General features: G+C 38.0%; 20 protein-coding genes and 2 other annotated features. Of the genes, 6 read left to right on the top strand and 14 right to left on the bottom strand.

Going from position 1 to position 20504, the window contains the following annotated elements:
• Nucleotides 1–23 precede the first annotated feature (23 nt).
• The 13 genes from FFM59_RS03005 to ezrA all read right to left on the bottom strand — a co-directional run bounded on the left by FFM59_RS03005 (nucleotide 24) and on the right by ezrA (nucleotide 15323).
• Nucleotides 24–866 (bottom strand): amino acid ABC transporter substrate-binding protein, encoded by an 843-nt coding sequence (locus tag FFM59_RS03005; RefSeq protein WP_137601582.1) that lies wholly within the window; start codon nucleotides 864–866, stop codon nucleotides 24–26.
• Nucleotides 867–884: 18 nt separating this feature from the next.
• Nucleotides 885–1535 carry an amino acid ABC transporter ATP-binding protein gene (locus FFM59_RS03000; RefSeq protein WP_137601581.1) on the bottom strand — a complete coding sequence of 217 codons (651 nt, stop codon included), beginning with the start codon at nucleotides 1533–1535 and terminating at the stop codon, nucleotides 885–887.
• 14 nt (nucleotides 1536–1549) lie between these two features.
• Nucleotides 1550–2194: an amino acid ABC transporter permease gene (locus FFM59_RS02995; protein WP_137601580.1), complete on the bottom strand. Its 645-nt coding sequence runs from the start codon at nucleotides 2192–2194 to the stop codon at nucleotides 1550–1552.
• Between the two features lie 176 nt (nucleotides 2195–2370).
• Nucleotides 2371–2598, bottom strand: a binding site (T-box leader).
• Nucleotides 2599–2656: 58 nt separating this feature from the next.
• Nucleotides 2657–3196 (bottom strand): rod shape-determining protein MreD, encoded by a 540-nt coding sequence (gene mreD, locus FFM59_RS02990; RefSeq protein WP_137601579.1) that lies wholly within the window; start codon nucleotides 3194–3196, stop codon nucleotides 2657–2659.
• Nucleotides 3197–3210: 14 nt separating this feature from the next.
• Nucleotides 3211–4059 carry a rod shape-determining protein MreC gene (mreC, locus tag FFM59_RS02985; protein WP_137601578.1) on the bottom strand — a complete coding sequence of 283 codons (849 nt, stop codon included), beginning with the start codon at nucleotides 4057–4059 and terminating at the stop codon, nucleotides 3211–3213.
• A gap of 104 nt (nucleotides 4060–4163) precedes the next feature.
• Nucleotides 4164–5165, bottom strand: coding sequence for a rod shape-determining protein (locus FFM59_RS02980; protein ID WP_137601599.1), 1002 nt, complete (start codon nucleotides 5163–5165; stop codon nucleotides 4164–4166).
• Between the two features lie 158 nt (nucleotides 5166–5323).
• The gene (radC, locus tag FFM59_RS02975) at nucleotides 5324–5941 is read right to left on the bottom strand and encodes a RadC family protein (RefSeq protein WP_137601577.1); all 618 of its coding nucleotides are present in this window, start codon (nucleotides 5939–5941) and stop codon (nucleotides 5324–5326) included.
• Nucleotides 5942–5985: 44 nt separating this feature from the next.
• Nucleotides 5986–7284, bottom strand: a complete 1299-nt coding sequence (locus tag FFM59_RS02970) for a bifunctional folylpolyglutamate synthase/dihydrofolate synthase (RefSeq protein ID WP_137601576.1) — start codon at nucleotides 7282–7284, stop codon at nucleotides 5986–5988.
• A gap of 93 nt (nucleotides 7285–7377) precedes the next feature.
• Nucleotides 7378–10035: a valine--tRNA ligase gene (locus FFM59_RS02965; RefSeq protein ID WP_137601575.1), complete on the bottom strand. Its 2658-nt coding sequence runs from the start codon at nucleotides 10033–10035 to the stop codon at nucleotides 7378–7380.
• 53 nt (nucleotides 10036–10088) lie between these two features.
• Nucleotides 10089–10295 (bottom strand) — a binding site (T-box leader).
• 39 nt (nucleotides 10296–10334) lie between these two features.
• Entirely contained in the window at nucleotides 10335–10829 is a 495-nt protein-coding gene (locus FFM59_RS02960; protein WP_137601574.1) for a peroxiredoxin, read from the bottom strand.
• Between the two features lie 137 nt (nucleotides 10830–10966).
• Nucleotides 10967–12187 carry a tRNA uracil 4-sulfurtransferase ThiI gene (thiI, locus tag FFM59_RS02955; protein ID WP_137601573.1) on the bottom strand — a complete coding sequence of 407 codons (1221 nt, stop codon included), beginning with the start codon at nucleotides 12185–12187 and terminating at the stop codon, nucleotides 10967–10969.
• A gap of 15 nt (nucleotides 12188–12202) precedes the next feature.
• On the bottom strand, nucleotides 12203–13351 hold the full coding sequence (locus FFM59_RS02950) for a cysteine desulfurase family protein (protein ID WP_137601572.1): 1149 nt from the start codon (nucleotides 13349–13351) through the stop codon (nucleotides 12203–12205).
• A 277-nt stretch (nucleotides 13352–13628) separates the two neighbouring features.
• Nucleotides 13629–15323 carry a septation ring formation regulator EzrA gene (gene ezrA / locus FFM59_RS02945; RefSeq protein WP_137601571.1) on the bottom strand — a complete coding sequence of 565 codons (1695 nt, stop codon included), beginning with the start codon at nucleotides 15321–15323 and terminating at the stop codon, nucleotides 13629–13631.
• 146 nt (nucleotides 15324–15469) lie between these two features.
• On the opposite strand from ezrA, the gene msrC reads away from it, so the two are divergent.
• The gene (gene msrC, locus FFM59_RS02940) at nucleotides 15470–15925 is read left to right on the top strand and encodes a free L-methionine (R)-S-oxide reductase MsrC (protein ID WP_137601570.1); all 456 of its coding nucleotides are present in this window, start codon (nucleotides 15470–15472) and stop codon (nucleotides 15923–15925) included.
• 196 nt (nucleotides 15926–16121) lie between these two features.
• On the top strand, nucleotides 16122–16730 hold the full coding sequence (gene rpsD, locus FFM59_RS02935; protein WP_137601569.1) for a 30S ribosomal protein S4: 609 nt from the start codon (nucleotides 16122–16124) through the stop codon (nucleotides 16728–16730).
• A gap of 59 nt (nucleotides 16731–16789) precedes the next feature.
• Here rpsD and FFM59_RS02930 read toward each other — a convergent pair whose 3' ends face one another.
• Nucleotides 16790–17386: a DUF1054 family protein gene (locus tag FFM59_RS02930; RefSeq protein ID WP_137601568.1), complete on the bottom strand. Its 597-nt coding sequence runs from the start codon at nucleotides 17384–17386 to the stop codon at nucleotides 16790–16792.
• A 74-nt stretch (nucleotides 17387–17460) separates the two neighbouring features.
• On the opposite strand from FFM59_RS02930, the gene FFM59_RS02925 reads away from it, so the two are divergent.
• The 4 genes from FFM59_RS02925 to FFM59_RS02910 all read left to right on the top strand — a co-directional run bounded on the left by FFM59_RS02925 (nucleotide 17461) and on the right by FFM59_RS02910 (nucleotide 20339).
• Nucleotides 17461–17916, top strand: a complete 456-nt coding sequence (locus FFM59_RS02925; RefSeq protein WP_137601567.1) for a YueI family protein — start codon at nucleotides 17461–17463, stop codon at nucleotides 17914–17916.
• Between the two features lie 36 nt (nucleotides 17917–17952).
• Nucleotides 17953–19209, top strand: a complete 1257-nt coding sequence (locus FFM59_RS02920; RefSeq protein WP_137601598.1) for a replication-associated recombination protein A — start codon at nucleotides 17953–17955, stop codon at nucleotides 19207–19209.
• A 291-nt stretch (nucleotides 19210–19500) separates the two neighbouring features.
• Nucleotides 19501–19785, top strand: coding sequence for a hypothetical protein (locus FFM59_RS02915; protein WP_137601566.1), 285 nt, complete (start codon nucleotides 19501–19503; stop codon nucleotides 19783–19785).
• 71 nt (nucleotides 19786–19856) lie between these two features.
• Nucleotides 19857–20339: a universal stress protein gene (locus FFM59_RS02910; protein ID WP_137601565.1), complete on the top strand. Its 483-nt coding sequence runs from the start codon at nucleotides 19857–19859 to the stop codon at nucleotides 20337–20339.
• Nucleotides 20340–20504 lie beyond the last annotated feature (165 nt).

Raw genomic sequence — 20504 nt, 5'->3', positions numbered from 1 at the left:
ATTTTACCATAAATTAGTGTCAATTATGGCTTACCGAGCCAATTACTATTCTCGCCAAACCATTTTTCATTAATCTGTTTCAATTGGCCATTTTTTTGCATTTTGCCAAGTGCGGAATCAATCTTATTCTTTAATGTTTTATCACCCAGTCGCATGCCGACCGCGAAGTTTTCAGAACTAATTTGACTGCTTTCATAGGTTTTATATGATGAGCTATCCTTTTGATGGCGGATATAATATTCGGCATAAACCTTATCCATCAAAATACCTTGAATCCGATTAGCATTTAAATCAATAAATGCTTCCGGGAAAGTGTCATACAATACTGGTTCCTGATTTTTAATTAGGTTTTTCAAAATTTTAGGATTTTCATCAAGCACAGCGGTCCCGGTTGAACCATTTTGAACACCTAACGTTTTACCCGCCATGTCGCTAAAATTGTTGACATTATACTTAGTTTTGGTCACTAAGATTTGTTGATTTTGTTGGTATGGACGACTAAATAATACTTTCCCTTCTCGGGCAGGTGTCATTGTATAGCCATTCCAAATCAAATCAATCGTTCCATTGCGTAATTCTGTTTCTTTCATGGACCAATCAATTGGCTGAAAGTCGACCTTAATACCATATTGTTTAAATACAGCTCTGGCTAAATTAATATCATAACCAACTAATTTTCCGTTTTTCTGACGGAATCCCATTGGTACAAAGCTATCATCAAGGCCAATAATTACTTTCCCACGTTTTTGAATATGGGTCCATGTATCTTCAGTATTTGCTCTTTTTGTTACGCTCTCACAACCACTCAAAAAAATTGTTGGCACTAGAAGAACTAACAAGAGAAACCAAATTTTAAATCGCTTCATCTTCTGCCTCCAATGTAGTTATTTTTGATTTGCTTGATCTAACGAATTAACTTCCAAAATATCATCTGCAATTACTTTGGCAAAATCCATATCATGAGTGACGACTAGTTGAGTCATCCCTTCTTCTTTTAATCCTAATATTAATTTCTCGACTTCACGTCTCAAATTGGGGTCCAAGGCAGATGTTGGTTCGTCGTAACATAAGATTTTAGGATGCATAGCTAAAGCTCGAGCTAAGGCGACCCGTTGTTTTTGTCCACCCGATAATTGATGTGGATATAAATCACCTTTGTCATTTAAGCCCAAATCATTCAGTAGTTGTTCTGCTTCTGACTTAGCTTCGTCCTTAGTCTTTTTCAATACCATCGTTGGAGCTAACATTATGTTGTCAAACACCGTTAAATGTGGAAACAGATTGAAATCTTGAAATACAACTCCAATTACACTTTCTGAAGTGTCACTGGCTGCTGGGTCAAACGGAACGCCGTCAATCAGGAATTCTCCAGAATCAGCTGTTTCAAGTCCTGCAATGCAACGTAGCAATGTTGTCTTCCCAGCACCAGAAGGCCCTACAATGCTCAAAATTTCATGGTCTTTAACTGTAACATTGACATCATCTAAAATGACCCGTGAACCAAAACTCTTTTTTAAATTTTTAACTTCTAACATAGGTTTACCTCCTGTTATTTATATGAATATCGTTGTTCGACTTTGCGTAAGATATACGTGAGCACTGCAATCATGAGTAGGTAAATCACTCCGACGAGTAGCAATGGTACTAGTGAAACATCTCTGGAAGTTGCAATATTACCAGCTCTTAATAAATCACCTAATCCGATAACGTAAACCAATGATGAATCTTTAACTAAGTTAATGACTTCATTACCGACTGATGGTAAAACAATTCTGAAAACCTGTGGGATAACAATTTTGCGAATTGTTTGCCAATAACTCAAACGTAGTACTTTAGCACCTTCATATTGACCTTGGTCGATTGATTGAAGACCACCACGGAAAATTTCCGCAAAGTAAGCGCCATAGTTTAAAATGAAAGCAAAAATTGCAGCGTCATAACGTTCAAACACAACTCCAATTAAAGGCAAACCATAAAAAACGAAAATCAATTGTAACAATAATGGCGTTCCACGCATCAACCATACATAAATGTCTAAGACCCATTTAATTGGTTTGATTTTGGAATTCAATCCTAAACTGACAATTAATCCAAGGGGTAATGAACCAATTAAAGTCCAAAAGAATAATTGCAAAGTTAACCCTGCACCTTGGAATAATGATGGTAAAATTTCTGAAACATAGTGTATTGACATGTGCCATCCTCCTAAATATTGGTAATTAAACAAAAAAGATCCTCTCAAGTTAGTTATTCAACTAACTCAAGAGGACGCTTCAACCGTGGTTCCACCCCTATTTGTAAATACCTTACGATACCTACCTCAGCAAGTTTAATCATTAAAATAAAAAATGCCCTCATAGTCAATTTGACTACGAGGGCGTATCCGCGGTTCCACCTCAGCATTACTAGACTTTCGCAAGTCTAGTCTCATTAAGTTTAATGATTAAACTTATGCTGTAACGGGCTACCCGGATTTTCTTACTTATTTCAGAAAATCAACTCACAGATGTGTTTCAACTAATTATTTGATCCCAATTCCATCAATTAGGGACTTTCTATGCAAAATAACTAATTTACTTTTCTGTTCAATGTCATTTAATTATTGTCTCTAATGTTAATATGCAACTCAATTTATGTCAATCATTAAATTAAGATTTTATGAACGTAATCTGGCATATTTCTCATAAACCGCTGAAATTGGCACATAGAATACGACAAAATAAATTAAATTTAACGCTAACGTGGGTGCTAAAGTATACAAAACAAAATCTGCAAAGCTGGCACTCGCAATGCCAATAATTGAATAGGCAATGTAATTAAGCAACTCTAATAATGCAATATCTATGAAAAAAATCATGATTGAATTGAAAAATGTAGGTGAAAAGTTTTTCGATAACATTCTGGTCACCCAGACAATTAGTGGAAATAAAAAGACGAATAGTCCTAAAATACCAGCATAATAAGTATCAAACAGAAATCCAATCACCGCTGCAAAGAAAGTAAAAGGAATCACTCTCGTGTTGCGGCCCTCTTGGATAACCCCTAAAACAATCCACAAGATGACCAAATGGCTAACCATCGAATATGGGTAGCTGAATAAAAAGCTACTAAACACGCTGCTTAACGAGCCATCTAAGAAGAAAGCTAAGAGTAGCACTATTGGAAAAATGAACCTCATTCTAGATAATCTATACATATCCGGCCCCTTTACTAATCAATTTCAGCAACGGAAACAACGCTAAGGTCGTTGTAGTCTGTAGCAGGAGTAATATATATTTTCTTGGCTAGTCCGTAATCATCTTTACCAACTTTGGCAACTTTACCTACGTATAGTCCCTTAGGAGTCACGCCACCCATTCCGCTAGTGGTAATTTTGTCATTTTTCTTAATATCAGCATCTGATGTCACTTGACCCATGATTAATTGACCAGTTGATTTTTTATAGCCTGTGATGATGCCATTTACAACATCCCCAGTACTAGTTTTAATCTGAATTGCAAATCGGTTTGATGATTCATTTGAGTCACTGAGCAGCTCGACTTTACTATTGGTCTTATTCACTTCAGAGACACGCCCAATCAAACCTGATTGAGATAAAACAGGCATATTCTTGCGAATCCCATCGGTTTGTCCTTTGCTGATGACAATTTGGCTTTGCCATGATGAAGGTGTTCTTGAGATGACCGCTGCAGTGACAGTGGAATAATCAGTCAATGATTTTTGCAATTTCAATTCTTTTTTCAATTGAGAATTTTCATCGGCTAAGGTTTGATCTCGTACCTTCACCTGTGCTAATTCACTCACTTGCTTTTTTAAGGTTTTATTTTCTGAGTACGAATTCATCAGTTCTGATACCGAATTAAGTCCGGATTTAACCCCACTGATTGGATAAGAGACAACATTATTAGTGAAGCCAACAATGTCATTACCAAACTGTTGAATTAACGTTGGCGTCGATTTCTTATTTCGTAAAGCAACCGAACCAGCCATTAAGCCAAAGCAAAGTATCAGCAAAACGAAGATAACAACTAATCTTCGATTTGAAAAAAATTTTTGCATTTTAATCCTCCACTTTTAAATAAAAATGACGGCATTGGACAAAACATTAGTTTTGTACCAACCCCGCCCAAATATCTCGTGATGCTTTACGCTTCAACGAATATTTATTTTTTCAAAACATCAATACTCTTTAATGATTCGCCTGTACCAATAGCAACACAATCAAGCGGTTCATTCGCAATAAATACGGGTACTTTCGTTTCTTCAGCTATGACTTCGGGAAGGCTCTTCAACAAAGCACCACCACCAGTTAACACAATTCCATGATCAATTACATCAGAAGAAATTTCTGGTGAAGTTTCTTCCAAAGTTTCTTTGATTGCAACGATGATTTCAGAAACAACATCCTGAAGTGCCGTTGCTACATCGACTGCTGAAACTTCAATAGTCTTTGGCAAACCTGTAACTAAGTCACGTCCTCTAACGTCAGTCACGCCCAAATCATTAGCAGCTTCGACTGAAGCAGAACCAATATCCCATTTAAGTTGTTCGGCTGTTCGTTCACCGATTAAAAGATTTTTATTTTGACGAATGTACGACATAATCGCATCATTCATTTTGTCTCCAGCCATTCTAATTGAACGACTTGAAACAATTCCACCAAGGGAAATTGTGGCAACGTCAGTAGTTCCACCACCAATATCCACCACCATACTACCAGTTGGATCCATAACAGGTAACCCGGCCCCAACAGCTGCTGCAAAGGGTTCTTCGATGACATAAGCATCTCTGGCACCTGCAACGCGTGTGGCATCGATTACTGCACGTTTTTCAACTTCAGTAACTCCACTGGGAACACAAACCATTACAAATGGCTTGCCACCATTTTTGCCAATCACCTTATCAATGTAATATTTCAACATCGAAATGGTTGTATCATAATCAGCGATTACGCCATCTTTCAATGGACGGATGGCCTGGATACTACCAGGAGTACGGCCAATCATTTCGCGGGCTTCTTGCCCAACGGCAACTACATCATCAGTTTTTGTATTTTTGGCTACGACTGAAGGTTCACGCAAAACAATACCCTTGCCTTCCATGTAGACAATGGTGTTTGCAGTACCTAAATCTATTCCAATATTTTTCGTTCCAATTCCAAGCACGCTGTTTCTTCCCTTCGTCATTTAAACATTTTAATTTCAAATTATCTAAAACATTATACCATAGTGTAAGACTTGAAACACTCGCATTCCAAAAGATAAAAAGTTAAGATTTCCAAAAGGATAGGATAAACCATTGCTGTTGAGCCAATCAAAGGTATCTAATCAAATAAATCAGCTTCACGTAAACTTAAATAATCACCATCGCCAATAATAAAACTATCCAGTAGTTCCACACCCATTAAATCACCGCACTGATCCAACCGTTTACTAAACAAAATATCATTCTGAGATGGCTCCACGCTCCCACTAGGGTGGTTGTGAGCCACTAAAATACTCTCAGCGCGATGCTCTAATGCTAAGGCAAAAATTTCTCGCGGATGCACCGGGCATGAACTTAAGGTCCCTTTAAAAACAACTTGTTGAGCAACGATTTGATGTTTGACGTCTAAACAAAACAACACTAAGCATTCTTGAACGTCATCACGCAATTGTTCCACCAACTCAAGACCAATTTGCTGACTAGAATATATTTTACCAATTACCGGTCTGGATTGATGAGCAATTCGCTGTCCAAGTTCAATCCCCACTAAAAGCTGCTGATACTGCGTGTCGGATTCAATTAAATCCGTTTTAGATTGACGTTTGGCAATCTTAAAGTCAGTTAGAGTCGGGAAGGTACGCCAAAAATTACTTGCCAGTTCCCCTACTCTATTTTGCTCACTATTTGAAAAAAATTTGATTAGTAATTCTTGGTCCGTTAATTCACTCATAATCATTTCATATTCACCTCACTTATTAAGTACGATGAAAAATGCCAAAATTAGTGAAAATAATTTCGAACTTCTGAAATAAAATATAATGATCCGGTAAAAATAAGAATATCATCGGATGACATTTCCTGTGTCACTTTGACTAATCCATCTTGCCACGAATCTACCGTGTCAAACTTCGTCGAATGTTCACTAATATCAGTTGTATCAATTGATGGACGTTGCTTATACGGTGCCGCAAAGGACGTTAAAATCACTTTGACATTTGGCAATCTTAATAATTTATCCACCATTTTTTTTGCCTGTTTATCCGCCAAAATTGCCACAATCAAATACACCTGCTGTTGAGAAAAATCGGTTTCAATGGTGGTAATCAATGCATCGATAGCTGGAACATTATGTGCACCATCAATAAAAATTGCCGGTTGCTCATTGATGAGTTCCATTCTACCCGGCCAACGGGTTTCCTTAATTGCTTTTTTCATACTCTTGATACTAGGCACCATTGTTAAAACTTGACTTAACTTTAAAAACGACTGAATTGCAATAGCAGAATTTTGAATTTGAAATTCTCCCACCATCGATAGCTCAAGCTGCATCTTTATCCGCCCTGAGCGAAAAGTATACTGTGGATAAATTGAAGTTCGTTTGTTAGTTACTACTTGGTAATCTTTTTGCCATTCACTTAGTTCTGACTGAGATTTATTTGCTACCGTCTCAATTACCAATCTCGCTTCATCAGGAACATTACCTAAAACCACTGGAATTTTTGGCTTGATGATACCTGCTTTCTGGTCAGCTATTTCACTCAATGTATCACCTAGGATTTGCATATGATCCATACCAACTGTGGTGATAATCGACAAGATTGGCAAAATGATATTGGTTGAATCATAGGTGCCACCAATGCCAACTTCAACAATCACTATATCCGGTTGAATTTGTCCAAAATACATAAACATTAAGGCAGTGACAATTTCAAATTCAGTTGGTCCACCATCAATATCCGCTTGATCCATGTCCAAAATTATTGGTTCAATCTCTTGTACAATTTTCAGTAATGCTTCGTTACTGATTGGATTTCGATTCAAACTAACCCGCTCATTAAAACGAGTAATAAATGGTGAAGTGAAAGTTCCCACTGATAATCCTTGTTCTAATAAAATCGACGTCAAATAGGCAACTGTTGACCCCTTACCATTAGTCCCAGTCACATGAACCATCTTTAAACTATCTTGTGGGTTCCCCAGTTGTGCCATCAAACGACTCATCCGATCAAGGATTGGTATTTTTTTAAATTTCTGTCTACCGTGAATAAACGACAATGCTTCTTCGTAGTTCTTTATCATATTTAACTTCCTAAAAATGGCCGCGGCCAAAATTAAATTTGTCTCACGGCCATTCTATTTTATTTCTGTAACATTAACAATCTAAATTGATTATTAAGCATTTTCAAGACTCAAAAGTCGATCTTTTGCGGCTTGTAGCTTTTGTTCCCATTCAGTCTGTTTAGCACGTTCTTCTGCAACAACAGCTTCTGGAGCGTTGGCTACAAATCGTTCATTTCCCAGCTTTTTCTCGGAACGTTGAACTTCTTTAGCTAAACTATCAATTTCTTTAGCAAGCTTAGCCTTTTCTTCGTCTAAATCAACCAATTCAGCCATTGGAATGTATACTTCAGCACCGGTAATAATTGCGCTTAACGCCAATTTAGGTGCTTCAATATCTGTCCCAATCTCTAAGGCTGATGGATGGCAAAAACGTTCGATATATTCTTTGTTATTTTCAAACACTGTACCTAAATCTTTGGAGTCGACTTTAATCAACAAATCAACTGGACTAGACATTGGTGCTCCGGCTTCATTACGAATGTTACGGACTGCTTTGATCAAATCAATCAGATGATTCATTTGTTCAGATGCCTGAGTATTCTCAAATTTAGCATTTACTTCAGGATAGGGAGCATTGACAAGGGATTCGCCAACGTGTGGCATACTCAACCATAGATTTTCAGTCACAAACGGCATAATTGGGTGCATTAATTTCAACGTTTGATCCAATACGTAAGCTAAAATATTACGCGTATTGGCTTTTTGTTGTTCATCCCCACCATTTAATTTTTCTTTGGACATTTCAATATACCAATCACAGAAATCGTTCCAAATAAAGTTATACAAAATTCGTCCAGCTTCACCGAATTCAAACTTATCAAAGAGGCGAGTCGTTTCAGCAATCGTGGTATTTAATTGATTTAAAATAAATTGATCCGCTAAGTCCCATTCAGATTCAGCTGGCAAGGTTGGCACATCCATCTCGCCCAAATTCATAATAACATAGCGACTTGCGTTCCAAATCTTGTTGATAAAGTTCCAAGCGGCATCCATTTTAGTATAGCTAAAACGTACGTCTTGGCCTGGTGTTGAACCGGTAGATAAGAACCAACGAAGCGCATCAGCACCATACTTTTCAATTACGTCCATTGGGTCGATTCCATTTCCAAGTGATTTACTCATCTTACGACCTTGTTCGTCACGAATTAAGCCATGGATTAAGACGTTTTTAAATGGTCGACGTCCAGTAAATTCTTTACTTTGGAACATCATACGAGCTACCCAGAAGAAAATAATATCATAGCCCGTAACTAGGGTGTCTGTGGGGAAATAGCGTTTGAAGTCTTCGCTATCTGTATCAGGCCAACCCATTGTTGAAAATGGCCAGAGTGCACTAGAGAACCAGGTATCCAAAACATCTGTTTCTTGTTCCCAGTTTTCAGGATCAGCAGGAGCTTCCATGCCAACGTAGACTTCACCAGTTTGTTTATGATACCAAGCGGGAATTTGATGTCCCCACCACAATTGACGTGAAATTACCCAGTCGTGAATATTTTCCATCCAACTTGAAAAAGTATTTTCGAAACGTGGTGGCACAAAGTCAACACGATCATCACCATCTTGGCCATCCAAAGAGGCTTTAGCCAAGGGTTCCATCTTAACAAACCATTGCGTTGACAAACGTGCTTCAACTTGAACCCCAGTCCGTTCAGAATGGCCAACCGAATGGACAATTGGATCAATACTCAACATAAATCCACCGTCTTCAAGATCTTTGACGATTGCTTTCCGAGCTTCAAAGCGATCCATGCCTTCATACTTACCGGCGTTGGCATTCATCGTGGCATCTTCGTTCATGGTATTGATACGTTCCAAATTGTGTCGATTACCCACTTTAAAATCATTAGGGTCATGAGCAGGCGTAATTTTAACCATCCCTGTTCCAAACTCTGGAGTAACATATTCGTCGGCTATAATTTCAGCTTCACGGTTAACAAGCGGAACAATCACTTTTTTACCAACTAAATCCTTATAGCGTTCATCACTTGGGTGGACAGCAATTGCCACATCCCCAAACATAGTTTCTGGACGCGTAGTCGCAATTTCAATGTAATCTTTGCCATTAAAAGTCGTTCCGTCAGTGAATGGGTACTTAACATGGTAAAATGCCCCTTCATCATCTTGATGAATAACTTCAATATCAGATAAAGCTGTCCGGGCTTGTGGGTCCCAGTTAATAATATATTCGCCACGATAAATTAAATCCTTGTTATATAAATCAACAAAGACCTTGCGAACGGCTTTGTTAAGTCCTTCATCTAACGTAAAGCGTTCACGGTCATAGTCTAATGACAAGCCAAGTTTGGCCCATTGTTGGTGAATAATTTCAGCATATTCATCTTTCCAGTCCCAAACTTGTTGAACAAACTTTTCACGACCTAAATCATAGCGAGAAATTCCTTGTTCACGAAGTCGTGCTTCAACTTTAGCTTGTGTGGCAATTCCAGCATGGTCCATTCCTGGCAACCAGAGAGTATCAAACCCTTGCATCCGCTTTTGACGAATAATCATATCTTGTAGAGTTGTATCCCATGCATGGCCTAAATGAAGCTTTCCAGTAACATTGGGAGGCGGAATAACGATTGAATATTTGTGTGCATTTTTATCTTCATTTGGTTTAAATAAGCCTTGGCTGATCCATTGTTCATAACGACCAGCTTCAACTGATTTGGGATCATATTTGGTCGACATTTCAGTTTCTTTTGTCATAAAGTTGGAGCTCCTCTCTTTTTTACATCTACAAAAAAAGAAACCCGTCCTTGGAATAGGACGAATTTCTCGCGGTACCACCTAAATTGGGGAAAAATCCCCCTCTTTATCATGTTAACGGAATGCTCCGGATATTCTTACTGACGTTCAGAATATCAGCTCACAAGTTACCTTCAGTAGTTGGGGTGAAAGACATCTCATCGTATTGCCTTTTTTCTGAACACGACCCGACCACTTACTTTCTTGTTCGATGCTTATTGATAAATATCATAGTCAAAAATAGTTGCGACGTCAATAGCTTAAAGCAATTTCTTCATTGCATTAATTGCTGCCAAATAATTAGGCTCATCGGTTTGTTCTTCGACAATTTGACGATAAACAATCACGCCCTCGGCATTAACTAAATAAATTGATCGAGCTAAGACGCCTGCTGTTGGTACTAATAGTTTCATTTCGTAGCCAAAAGATTGTTCTGAATCGGACATCATATCCATATTCTCAACACCTTCAGCCGCACACCAAGCAGCTTGTTCTTGTAATGTATTCATGGAAACTGTTATAAAATGCACATCTTGATATTGGTCCATGGTTTGATTAAATTTCTTCGTTTGTAAACTACATACTCTCGTATTAATATCTGGTACGACACTAATCAAAGTCGCTTTTCCCAGTAAATCACGAGTTTTAACCTTTTGTTTATCCGCATTATATAACTTGAAATGTGGTAATTCTTCACCGACTTCTGGTGGATTCCCTACAAGTTGTTCAGCAACACCATTTCGTTTGATTTCCACTATGTTCACTCCTCTAATATGTTACTAGTATCAATATCTTGAATTGCTATAAAATTACCGCAAATAATGCTTTTTTGCAAGTAAAATCCTGATAAAAAACTCTTAAATTTACTGATAAAATTTAAGAGTTTCTTTGATTAGAGTAATTCTGCGAATGCATCTGCTTCTTGGTTAAGGAATTCTTCTCCAGCTTTAACTTCTGAAATTTTGATTCCATCAAGAGAACGTTGCATTAGGCCATCAATATCTAAACGTTGTTCGTAAATTCTAGTCCGTTCAAGATTAGGACGAGTTTTTGGACTTGGTGGCGCAAAAATCGTACAACAATCCTCAAATGGCAGAATAGATAAGTCATAAGTGTCGATATCTTTAGCAATTTTGATGATTTCATTTTTATCTAATGAAACTACGGGACGTAAGATTGGTAAAGTGGTCACATCATTGATGGCCATCATACTTTCCATTGTTTGTGAGGCAACTTGACCCAAAGATTCACCGTTAAAAATTGCCATCCCATGTCTTTTCAACGTGAGTGCTTGCGTTAAACGAAGCATCATTCGCCGTTGCACTGTCATCAAATAACCTTCTGGAACAATTTCCTTAATGGTTTCTTGAATCTCAGTAAATGGAACTTCAATAAATTTAATCGAACCACTGTACCGAGCCATCTTACCCGTTAATTCTTTGGCCTTAGCGAGTGCTTGTGGGCTAGTATATGGTGGACTAAAGAAATGAACCATTTCCATCGAGACACCACGTTTCATCCCCAGGAAGCCAGCAACTGGTGAATCAATCCCACCAGAAAGCATTAGCATTCCCTTGCCACCAGTTCCAACTGGTAATCCACCAATACCTTGAATTGTTTCACTCGAAAGAAAAATTCCGTTATTTCGGATTTCAACTCTCAAAGTTAATTCAGGATGGTGAACATCAACTGATAGTTGGTCAAATTGTTCTAATAAGTACCCACCAAGGCGCATATTCATTTCATTCGTGTCAATTTCAAATTCATGATCTGAGCGTCGGGTATTAACCTTAAATGTCATAGGTTCATCACCCAGTTGTTCCTGAATCATTTTAACGGCCATTTCAGCGGTCGCTTCAAATGTTCGTTCGACTTGAATTGAAGGTGAAAAGTTTTGAATTCCAAATACTAGCTTTAAGCGATTCATCACTTCATCGCTATTGGCACCATTAAGATCAACATGCAACCGATCGCGATTAGCATGCACTTTCACTTCGGGAAATTCATGCAACACGTTACGCACGTTTGAACCTAACCGATCAATAAAAGTTTGTCGGTTTTTCCCCTTCGTCGATAATTCGCCATAACGAACCATAATTTCTGAATACTGCATTCACCGTTACCTCCTTTAAGCCATAATCTTTCCAAAGCCTGCATATAATTGATCAAATACTCGGTTAAACTCCTCAGCTTCTGCCAAGGTGTTTTGGTCACCTAAACTCACACGAACAGCACTAGTTGCCACATCATCAGCCACGTTCATTGCCTTCAGCGTACTTGAAGCCAGATGCTTTTTGGATGAACAAGCACTTGTTGTTGAAATATAAATTCCTTGTTCTTCAAACGCGTGCACAATCGTTTCGCCTCGCACACCTTCAATGGCAAAGCAGAGAATATGCGGAGCAAAATTAGCCGTGTCCTCTGAAAAAATTGTGATGTTTCGCAGTCCTTGAATATGATTCAATATCGTTTGTTTAATGGTTAATTCTCGTGCGACAGCCTCTTGTTCATGATCTAACAGTAATCTTAAAGCTTTGGCCATGGCAGCAATTGCAGGAACATTTTCAGTTCCGCTGCGCAAATTGCGCTCTTGACCACCACCAGTTAGTAATGGAGCGATTTTTCTGCCAGCACGCGCGTATATAAAGCCGGTTCCTCTTGGCGCATGGAATTTATGACCAGAGAAAGTCACAAAATCAACTCGATCATTCATAATTGCATCTTGCAGTCCCTTACCAATTCCTTGTACCGCATCAATATGAAAGTGAATTTTTGGATAGTCTTTGAGCACATCAGCAACTTCCACTAATGGTTGTTCGGAACCAATCTCATTATTGACCGCCATCACAGAAACTAATATTGTATCGGGGCGAATAGCTGCCTTTAAATCTTCAACTGAAATTCTGCCGTGCTCATCAACTGGTAAATAGGTCACATCAAACCCTAGTTCTTCCAATTGTTCCATCGAGTTTTGAATCGCTGGATGTTCAATTGTTGTGGTAATTAAATGTTTACCAAATTCTCGTTTTTCAAATGCCGTTCCTTTAACGACCAAATTGTCGCCTTCAGTTCCACCACTGGTAAACAATATTTCACCAGGGTTGGCCCCTAATAATTTGGCAATTTGCGCACGGGATTGTTCCAGCAAGTTCCAGGCTGATTCCCCAAACTTATGCAAACTAGATGGATTACCCCACACTTGTTCGCTTACCTTTGCATATGTTGACACAACTTCTGGGAGAGCTTGTGTCGTTGCACTATTATCAAAATAGATCATTATTTCTTCCTTCTTCGGTTAAACACTCTGTCATACAAATGAGTACCAGCCGTGCAGGATGTGCGCTTAACAGGGATAGACTATTAGGCGCTGATTCGACTCCATCCAAAACAGAAATAGTATATCAGAATTTTTAATCATTTAATAGATATTTATCTTAGAAATTATTTATTTTCATTTTAAATTGCGTTTCAAATAACCATCGAAACCGTTAATCTCAAAAAATGTGAACAAAAAAGCTATGACAACTAACTAATTTGTCATAGCTTAGATTGAGTTATTTACCGTAATAATTATCTTCTAAGCGCTTATAAGATCCAGGTTCAACCTTATCAAGCACCGTAGCGATTGTTTCAAGACTAGCTGAATAATCGTAATCTTCATCAAACAATTTCTGTGCCTTTTGCACGGCAGCTTCAACTTCGGCGTTATTTTCACGTAAGCGATTTGCATATTGAAGTAGTCTTTCTGCTAGCTGTGCACTATCTTTAATGTCATTGGTTTGTTCTTCCAACGTTTCTAAGTCAGATTGAACAATCAATAATTGCTTAGTAATATCTTCCATATTAATTTTAATTTTATTAATATCAGAGTCTAATTTCTTAATTTCATCACTGACAACAAAGAAATATTCCAAATATGCTTTTGGTAGACCGGGTAGATTAAGGCCTTCAATATGTCGTTTGATGCCATGAATATCAATAGCAAATTGTCGTAAAGTTTCCTTTGCACGGCGTTCATCGTTTTGTAGTCCAGAAACACTGTCGTTAATTTCAGTTTGTTGTTTTTCAATTTGCTCCAACTGAACCAAAGCTTCTTGTTGTCTAGCTAAAATGTCACTATCAACGGCTTGTTTAGCTTCAATTGCATTCAAATCATTTTGATAGTCCTTTTCCAGTTGGCGGATTTGTTCACCCAATCCTCTGGCAGTCTCTAACTCCCCATGATCTAACGTGTAGTTTTGACCCAATCGGTCTAGTTCCAACATCAATTCATGATTTTGATTTTGAGCATGAATAATAAACTTGGACACTTGTGGCATAATTTCAGTCACCTGTGGGCGTGCGTCAATTTCTGTTTGCATCAACTCATACAAATGATCAATTTGGCGTTCAATCGTTTCGTCAGCTTTCGTAACTGCATCGACATCGAGATCTGCCAACTTACCCAGTACTGCCACTCGTTGTGTTTCCACATTAGCAATTTGAGTTTCAATATTGCCATCATTAAAGTTGAAATCATCCCCAACAAGTTTAGTATAACCTGCTTTGAGTTCTGCTAGTTGGTCTGCATAATCAGACTGGAGCTTTTTGTACAGGCCAGGAATAACACTGATTAATGACTCCAAATGATTAGTGTTAACTTCCAAAGTTGCAAGAATTTCTTTAGCCGAGGCGTGATCGCCATTTGTCGTCAACGTACTAAATTTATCAAATTCATCCTCTAATTTTGAGAGTTCATCCTCCAAATTATCAATACTGTCACCAAACTTAAAGTTTTGTGACAATAATTGTTTTCTTAGTTCTTGATATTTCTTTTCCAATTTAGAAACAGCTTGTCGATGTTTTTGGTCAATTTTTTTGAAATCATTTAGAGTTTCACGTGTTTGAGTCACATCGTGTTGGGCCACATTAACTAGATTGTCCAACATTTTAACGTCACTTTGCGTCTTAATAACGTTAATACCCTTAATTTCACGGGCAATATTATCAGCCAGTTCGTCAATTGCTTTAAATTGCTCATTTCTAATTTGATCAAAACTAGTTTGTAATTGTTTAAATTCTTCTAATGACTCTCCAGTTAAGCTCATCTTTAAACCCGATTGCAATTCCTGCTCAACATGGAGTTCAACTAACCCGTATTTTTTTGCTTTGATATCGTTCACGCGATTAGTCGTTGTCTTCCGAAATATGTATAAGCCACCGACGATAATTGCTGCGATAATAATTAACCCAATTAAGACTTGCAGCATGTAATTTACCCCACCCTCAAAAATAGATACGTATAGTTTGCATTTTAATAGTAAATTTATTAAAATTCATTTTACTTAAAATTATAACATAGACGAATTTATGGTACACTACGTTTTTATTAAGAATTGATTAGGAGTTATAAATTATGACAGAATCACTACTGAATCAGCAATTAGATGCACTTTTATTTGAAGAAACTAATACCATTTCTAACATGTCAAACGCCTCTGCGTTACTATTTCAGACATTAGCAGACGTTAATTGGGCCGGATTTTACCTTTATGATGCCAATAACAATGAATTGCATTTGGGACCCTTCCAAGGAAAAGTTGCCTGTATGCATATCAAAAACGGTTCCGGTGTCTGTGGGACCGCACTAGCAACCCAATCGATTCAACGCGTGGCTAATGTACATGAATTTCCTGGTCACATCGCTTGTGACAGTGACTCAAATTCAGAAATTGTTATTCCATTATTTACCCAAGATGGATCACCAATTGGTGTTTTAGACATCGATTCAGCTAAACTCGATCGTTTTTCTGCAGCAGATGAACAAGAACTTGCTAATTTTGGCAAAGTTTTATTACAACATATTGACTAGCAACTACATTTTGAGGTATACTGGCGTTTGTGTAAAATAGTGCAGCAGTATGCGGGTAAGCTCGTCAACAGATTGATGCCATCATGGTTCAGCAAGTAACCTAAGCTGTAAAGGTGAACGCTGCAGAACAATCTGCACGAATATCGCGCTTACGTTCGGATTATTTTACTCCAAAAAATATTTGGAGGACTACAATATGTCTCGTTATACAGGTCCAAGCTGGCGTCTTTCTCGTCGTCTTGGTGTTTCACTTTCAGGTACTGGTAAAGAATTAGCTCGTCGTCCTTATGCTCCTGGTGATCACGGTCGTGATCGTCGTAGCAAATTGTCAGAATACGGCTTACAACTTCAAGAAAAGCAAAAGTTGCGTTTGACATACGGAATGACTGAACGTCAATTCTCTAACTTATTTGTACGCGCCGGTAAAATCAAAGAAGGTACTCATGGTACTAACTTTATGGCTTTACTCGAGCGTCGTCTAGACAACATGGTTTATCGTTTAGGTTTGGCAACTACTCGTCGTCAAGCTCGTCAACTTGTTAATCACGGTCATATCACCGTTGATGGCAAACGTGTTGATATTCCTTCATACGAAGTTACCGTAGGCCAAGTAATTGGTGTACGCGAAAAGTCAAAGAACTTGGTAATCATTGCAGCTGCTGTTGAAGCCGTTGTTGGTCGCCCTTCATATGTTGAATTCGATGCTGATAAGCTCGAAGGATCATTAGTTCGTATCCCAGAACGTCAAGATATGGACGCAGAAATTGATGAATCATTAATCGTTGAATATTACAACAAACTATAATTCATTAGATTTTAAAAAAGTTGATTACATTTTATGTAATCAGCTTTTTTTCTACCCTATTAGTCTCGTATCACCCAAATTTGATAAATATTAATCAAATCAGCGATTGTAGCCTGAATGATATCAAATTGATCCTCATTACTAAAGAAACCGTCATGACGAGGCCATTCAATTCCAACCATAAATTCAGCGGATTTAACTTTGGAATATCTGTCAATGTAGTTACTTGTATTCTCCAGCAGTTGCATGCCTTTTGTAGTATGGTCGCCACTGACTCCATATTTATCATTTAATTGCTGAATTGCGGCTTCTGAATCTTGCAAATATTTAGCATTAAAAGGATTTGCTTTGGATTCTGACAACAGGCAAAGTTTCAAAAACATTCGATCATCCCAAAAGCCCAGTTCAAAATGAGGATCTTTTTTGTAACCACGTTTGTTGGGGCCAAAAGCAATCCAAGTATCGACCGGTGGATTTACAGTTCTTCTCGCATGCTTGGCGACATGTTGATACACTTGGAGACCTTGCTTTGAAAAATAATCATGTAATTGTTCTCCAGTTTTTTCAAATTTTGGATCAATAAATTCTCTAATTTTACCTAGTCTACCTTGTAAGGTTAAATCTTCGAAAATAATAAAATCTGATTCATCATACATAATATCACTCGTTTCATTTAATCAATTTACATCATGGTATAATAGATATGATAAAAATGAAAGGAGCATAAGTTATGTTAAGCAATAATCCGATTCCTGAAGATGAACATCTGCAAAATGCAATTTATGGAACTCCCAAGGTCAACCCAGATGAGCAGAGAAAATATCTGGGTACTTTCCGTGAACGAGTGGGATTAACAATCTCCGTTAAAGAATTAAGTTCACGTGATTGGACCAATGAATTTAGCCAAGAACTGGCACAAGATTATGTTCAAATCATTTTTATTAATGGTAATTTACCACAAGAAAAAATTAATCCATATATCATGATTGCCTCTAAATCAGGGATTAATTTTACGATGAAAACTAACCCTGAATTTCGAACAGAGCCAGATAACTTTGCGATTGTAGTTGCGAACAAACAGGCAATTCACATCTCTCCTGTTGACATCACATCCAAATATCCAGTTGCCACTGAACCTGACGTGGATACACCCAAACAATCATTTTGGAAAAAATTATTTAAATAAAAGAGGTAAAATTCTGTGCAGCCATTAGCTTATCGTATGCGTCCCACCAATTTAAGTGAAGTTGTCGGTCAACAACACTTAGTTGGTGAAGGCAAAATAATTAATCGAATGGTAACAGCCAAAATGCTATCGTCAATGATCTTATATGGTCCTCCTGGTACTGGAAAAACCAGTATCGCTAGTGCCATTGCCGGCTCAACAAAGTATGCATTTCGAATGTTAAATGCTGCTACCGATTCAAAGAAAGATTTACAAATTGTAGCCGAAGAAGCCAAAATGAGTGGTACCGTAATTCTTCTCCTAGATGAAATCCATCGCTTAGACAAAACTAAACAGGATTTCTTATTACCACATCTAGAAAGCGGCAAAATAATTCTCATCGGGGCTACCACTGAAAATCCTTATATTTCCATCAGCCCTGCCATTCGCAGTCGAACTCAAATCTTCCAAGTATTTCCACTGTCCGAAGATGAAATGGAACTGGCCGTACAACGAGCTCTAACCGATAAAGAAAATGGCCTTGGCAACATGAACATAAAATTGGAAGATAACGCCTTACTTCAATTGGTTCGTGCCACAAATGGAGATTTACGTAGCTCTTTAAATGGCCTAGAACTTGCCGCGAAATCTACCACACCAGATAAAAACGGGTTAATCACCCTAACTTTACCAATTATTGAAGAAAGCGTTCAGCATAAGGCCCTATCCGCCGACAAAAATGGCGATGCCCATTACGATGTAATTTCAGCATTGCAAAAATCAATTCGTGGTAGCGACGTCAATGCGGCCCTCCACTATTTGGCAAGATTAATCGAGTCTGGAGACTTACCAATTATCACACGTCGCTTAATGGTGATTGCATACGAAGATATTGGCATGGCCAACCTGCCTGCCGCAGCGAGAACCATTGAAGCCGTGACGGCTGCCGAAAAGCTAGGGTTTCCAGAAGCTCGAATTCCACTAGCCGATGCTGTAATCGAATTATGTATATCACCAAAATCAAATTCTGGAATGATGGCCATTGATAAGGCCATTGCTCAGATCAGAAGTGGTAATTTTGGCGATGTCCCAGCACACCTCAAAGACGCACACTACAAAGGTGCTGATAAATTGGGGCATGGCGTTGATTATCAGTATCCTCATGACTTTCCCAATGATTGGGTTAAACAACAGTACCTACCAGATAAAATTAAAAACGCAACATACTATGAACCAAAAGCAAACGGAACCTTTGAACAATCGCTAGGCCAGCGATATCACCAACTATTAGATGCACAACGTAAAAACCAGTAATTATTTGCGCTGCTCTGGTCACCATGTTAGAATAAGTTAAGGAATTCTCAGGTGTACGCGTTGTTCATTTACAGTTTTGCCTTACAGTCTCACTACATTGGGACTAGTGCTAAATTATTTGGATAACATGCCTTATCTTTTGGTAGTTAGAGATTTAATTGCCATGTCCCACCTGTCATTAATACAGGGTCATCACTGACGAACAGTTAACGGCACCATTAGAGTTCCTTTTATTGAGAAATTAAACTGAGTCCGAGACGTTCTCGGACTTTTTATTTTGGAGGCTGAACATTGATTGCCATACTGACAATTATTTTCGCATTAATCTTACTTTTTCTAGGAAGTTATCTATTAAGTCATAGAAATAAGCAATTCATGTACTTTGATCCAACTCAACAACCAGGGCTCAAAACAATGATGACCTTTTGGGGGGCCGAATTTTTATTAGTTGCTATTGGCTGCGTTGCCGTGGCAATTACTGGTAACGAAGTCTGGACAATTATCATTCTCACTATTGGCAGTTTTTCTGGAACTTTCATGTTAATGACAATGACCAGATTTTTGTATAAAAAATAATAACGTTTTCTTTGCCTTTTCGCTATTGTTCAACTACAATGAATATATAGATAAATAAGGGGGAATGGCATATGTTACAACAATACGAACGTATTTTAGTCCCAGTTGATGGTTCAAAGGAAGCCGAATTGGCTTTCCAAAAGGCTGTTGCAGTCGCAATGAGAAACGGTGAAGGTACAGAGTTACGACTAGTACACGTCGTGGATACCAGAGCTTTCCAAAATATCTCAAGTTTTGATACTTCAATGGTTGAACAAGTAACTGAAACCGCTAAAAAGACATTGGATAAATATATTGAAGATGCCAAAGCTGCGGGTCTACAAAATGTCAGTTACACTATTGAATATGGTGCTCCAAAAACCATCATCGCGAAAGACATTCCAACCGAAATGAAAGCCGATTTAATCATGATTGGTGCAACTGGTTTGAATGCGGTTGAAAGACTATTGATTGGATCAGTTACTGAATTCGTTACTAGGAATGCCATCTGTGACGTCTTAGTTGTTAGAACAGATTTAGAGAACAAACCCTTTCCAAAGAAAAATAAAAAGTAATTAAAAAGTGGCTGGGAAAAAACTAACCAGCTATAGAAAAATCGACCAAGAATTCTATAATTAATAGAATTTTTGGTCGGTTTTTTGTTTTTTTTATATTTGATAATTGTTTATGTGAAAAATTAGCGGTTGCTTTGGTTAAAATTCCCGCTAATTTTGTTAGAT

Source organism: Paucilactobacillus nenjiangensis (assembly GCF_005405445.1).
Classification (GTDB): Bacteria; Bacillota; Bacilli; order Lactobacillales; family Lactobacillaceae; genus Paucilactobacillus; species Paucilactobacillus nenjiangensis.
Note: the sequence above shows the minus strand (reverse complement) of the source record. Positions and strands in the feature narration are given on the sequence as shown.

Coding starts and splice junctions, on each gene's coding strand:
- FFM59_RS03005 (WP_137601582.1), bottom strand. CDS start 866: ATGAAGCGATTTAAAATTTGGTTTCTCTTGTTAGTTCTTCTAGTGCCA.
- FFM59_RS03000 (WP_137601581.1), bottom strand. CDS start 1,535: ATGTTAGAAGTTAAAAATTTAAAAAAGAGTTTTGGTTCACGGGTCATT.
- FFM59_RS02995 (WP_137601580.1), bottom strand. CDS start 2,194: ATGTCAATACACTATGTTTCAGAAATTTTACCATCATTATTCCAAGGT.
- mreD (WP_137601579.1), bottom strand. CDS start 3,196: ATGTATAGATTATCTAGAATGAGGTTCATTTTTCCAATAGTGCTACTC.
- mreC (WP_137601578.1), bottom strand. CDS start 4,059: ATGCAAAAATTTTTTTCAAATCGAAGATTAGTTGTTATCTTCGTTTTG.
- radC (WP_137601577.1), bottom strand. CDS start 5,941: ATGATTATGAGTGAATTAACGGACCAAGAATTACTAATCAAATTTTTT.
- FFM59_RS02970 (WP_137601576.1), bottom strand. CDS start 7,284: ATGATAAAGAACTACGAAGAAGCATTGTCGTTTATTCACGGTAGACAG.
- FFM59_RS02965 (WP_137601575.1), bottom strand. CDS start 10,035: ATGACAAAAGAAACTGAAATGTCGACCAAATATGATCCCAAATCAGTT.
- thiI (WP_137601573.1), bottom strand. CDS start 12,187: ATGCAGTATTCAGAAATTATGGTTCGTTATGGCGAATTATCGACGAAG.
- FFM59_RS02950 (WP_137601572.1), bottom strand. CDS start 13,351: ATGATCTATTTTGATAATAGTGCAACGACACAAGCTCTCCCAGAAGTT.
- ezrA (WP_137601571.1), bottom strand. CDS start 15,323: ATGCTGCAAGTCTTAATTGGGTTAATTATTATCGCAGCAATTATCGTC.
- msrC (WP_137601570.1), top strand. CDS start 15,470: ATGACAGAATCACTACTGAATCAGCAATTAGATGCACTTTTATTTGAA.
- rpsD (WP_137601569.1), top strand. CDS start 16,122: ATGTCTCGTTATACAGGTCCAAGCTGGCGTCTTTCTCGTCGTCTTGGT.
- FFM59_RS02930 (WP_137601568.1), bottom strand. CDS start 17,386: ATGTATGATGAATCAGATTTTATTATTTTCGAAGATTTAACCTTACAA.
- FFM59_RS02925 (WP_137601567.1), top strand. CDS start 17,461: ATGTTAAGCAATAATCCGATTCCTGAAGATGAACATCTGCAAAATGCA.
- FFM59_RS02920 (WP_137601598.1), top strand. CDS start 17,953: ATGCGTCCCACCAATTTAAGTGAAGTTGTCGGTCAACAACACTTAGTT.
- FFM59_RS02910 (WP_137601565.1), top strand. CDS start 19,857: ATGTTACAACAATACGAACGTATTTTAGTCCCAGTTGATGGTTCAAAG.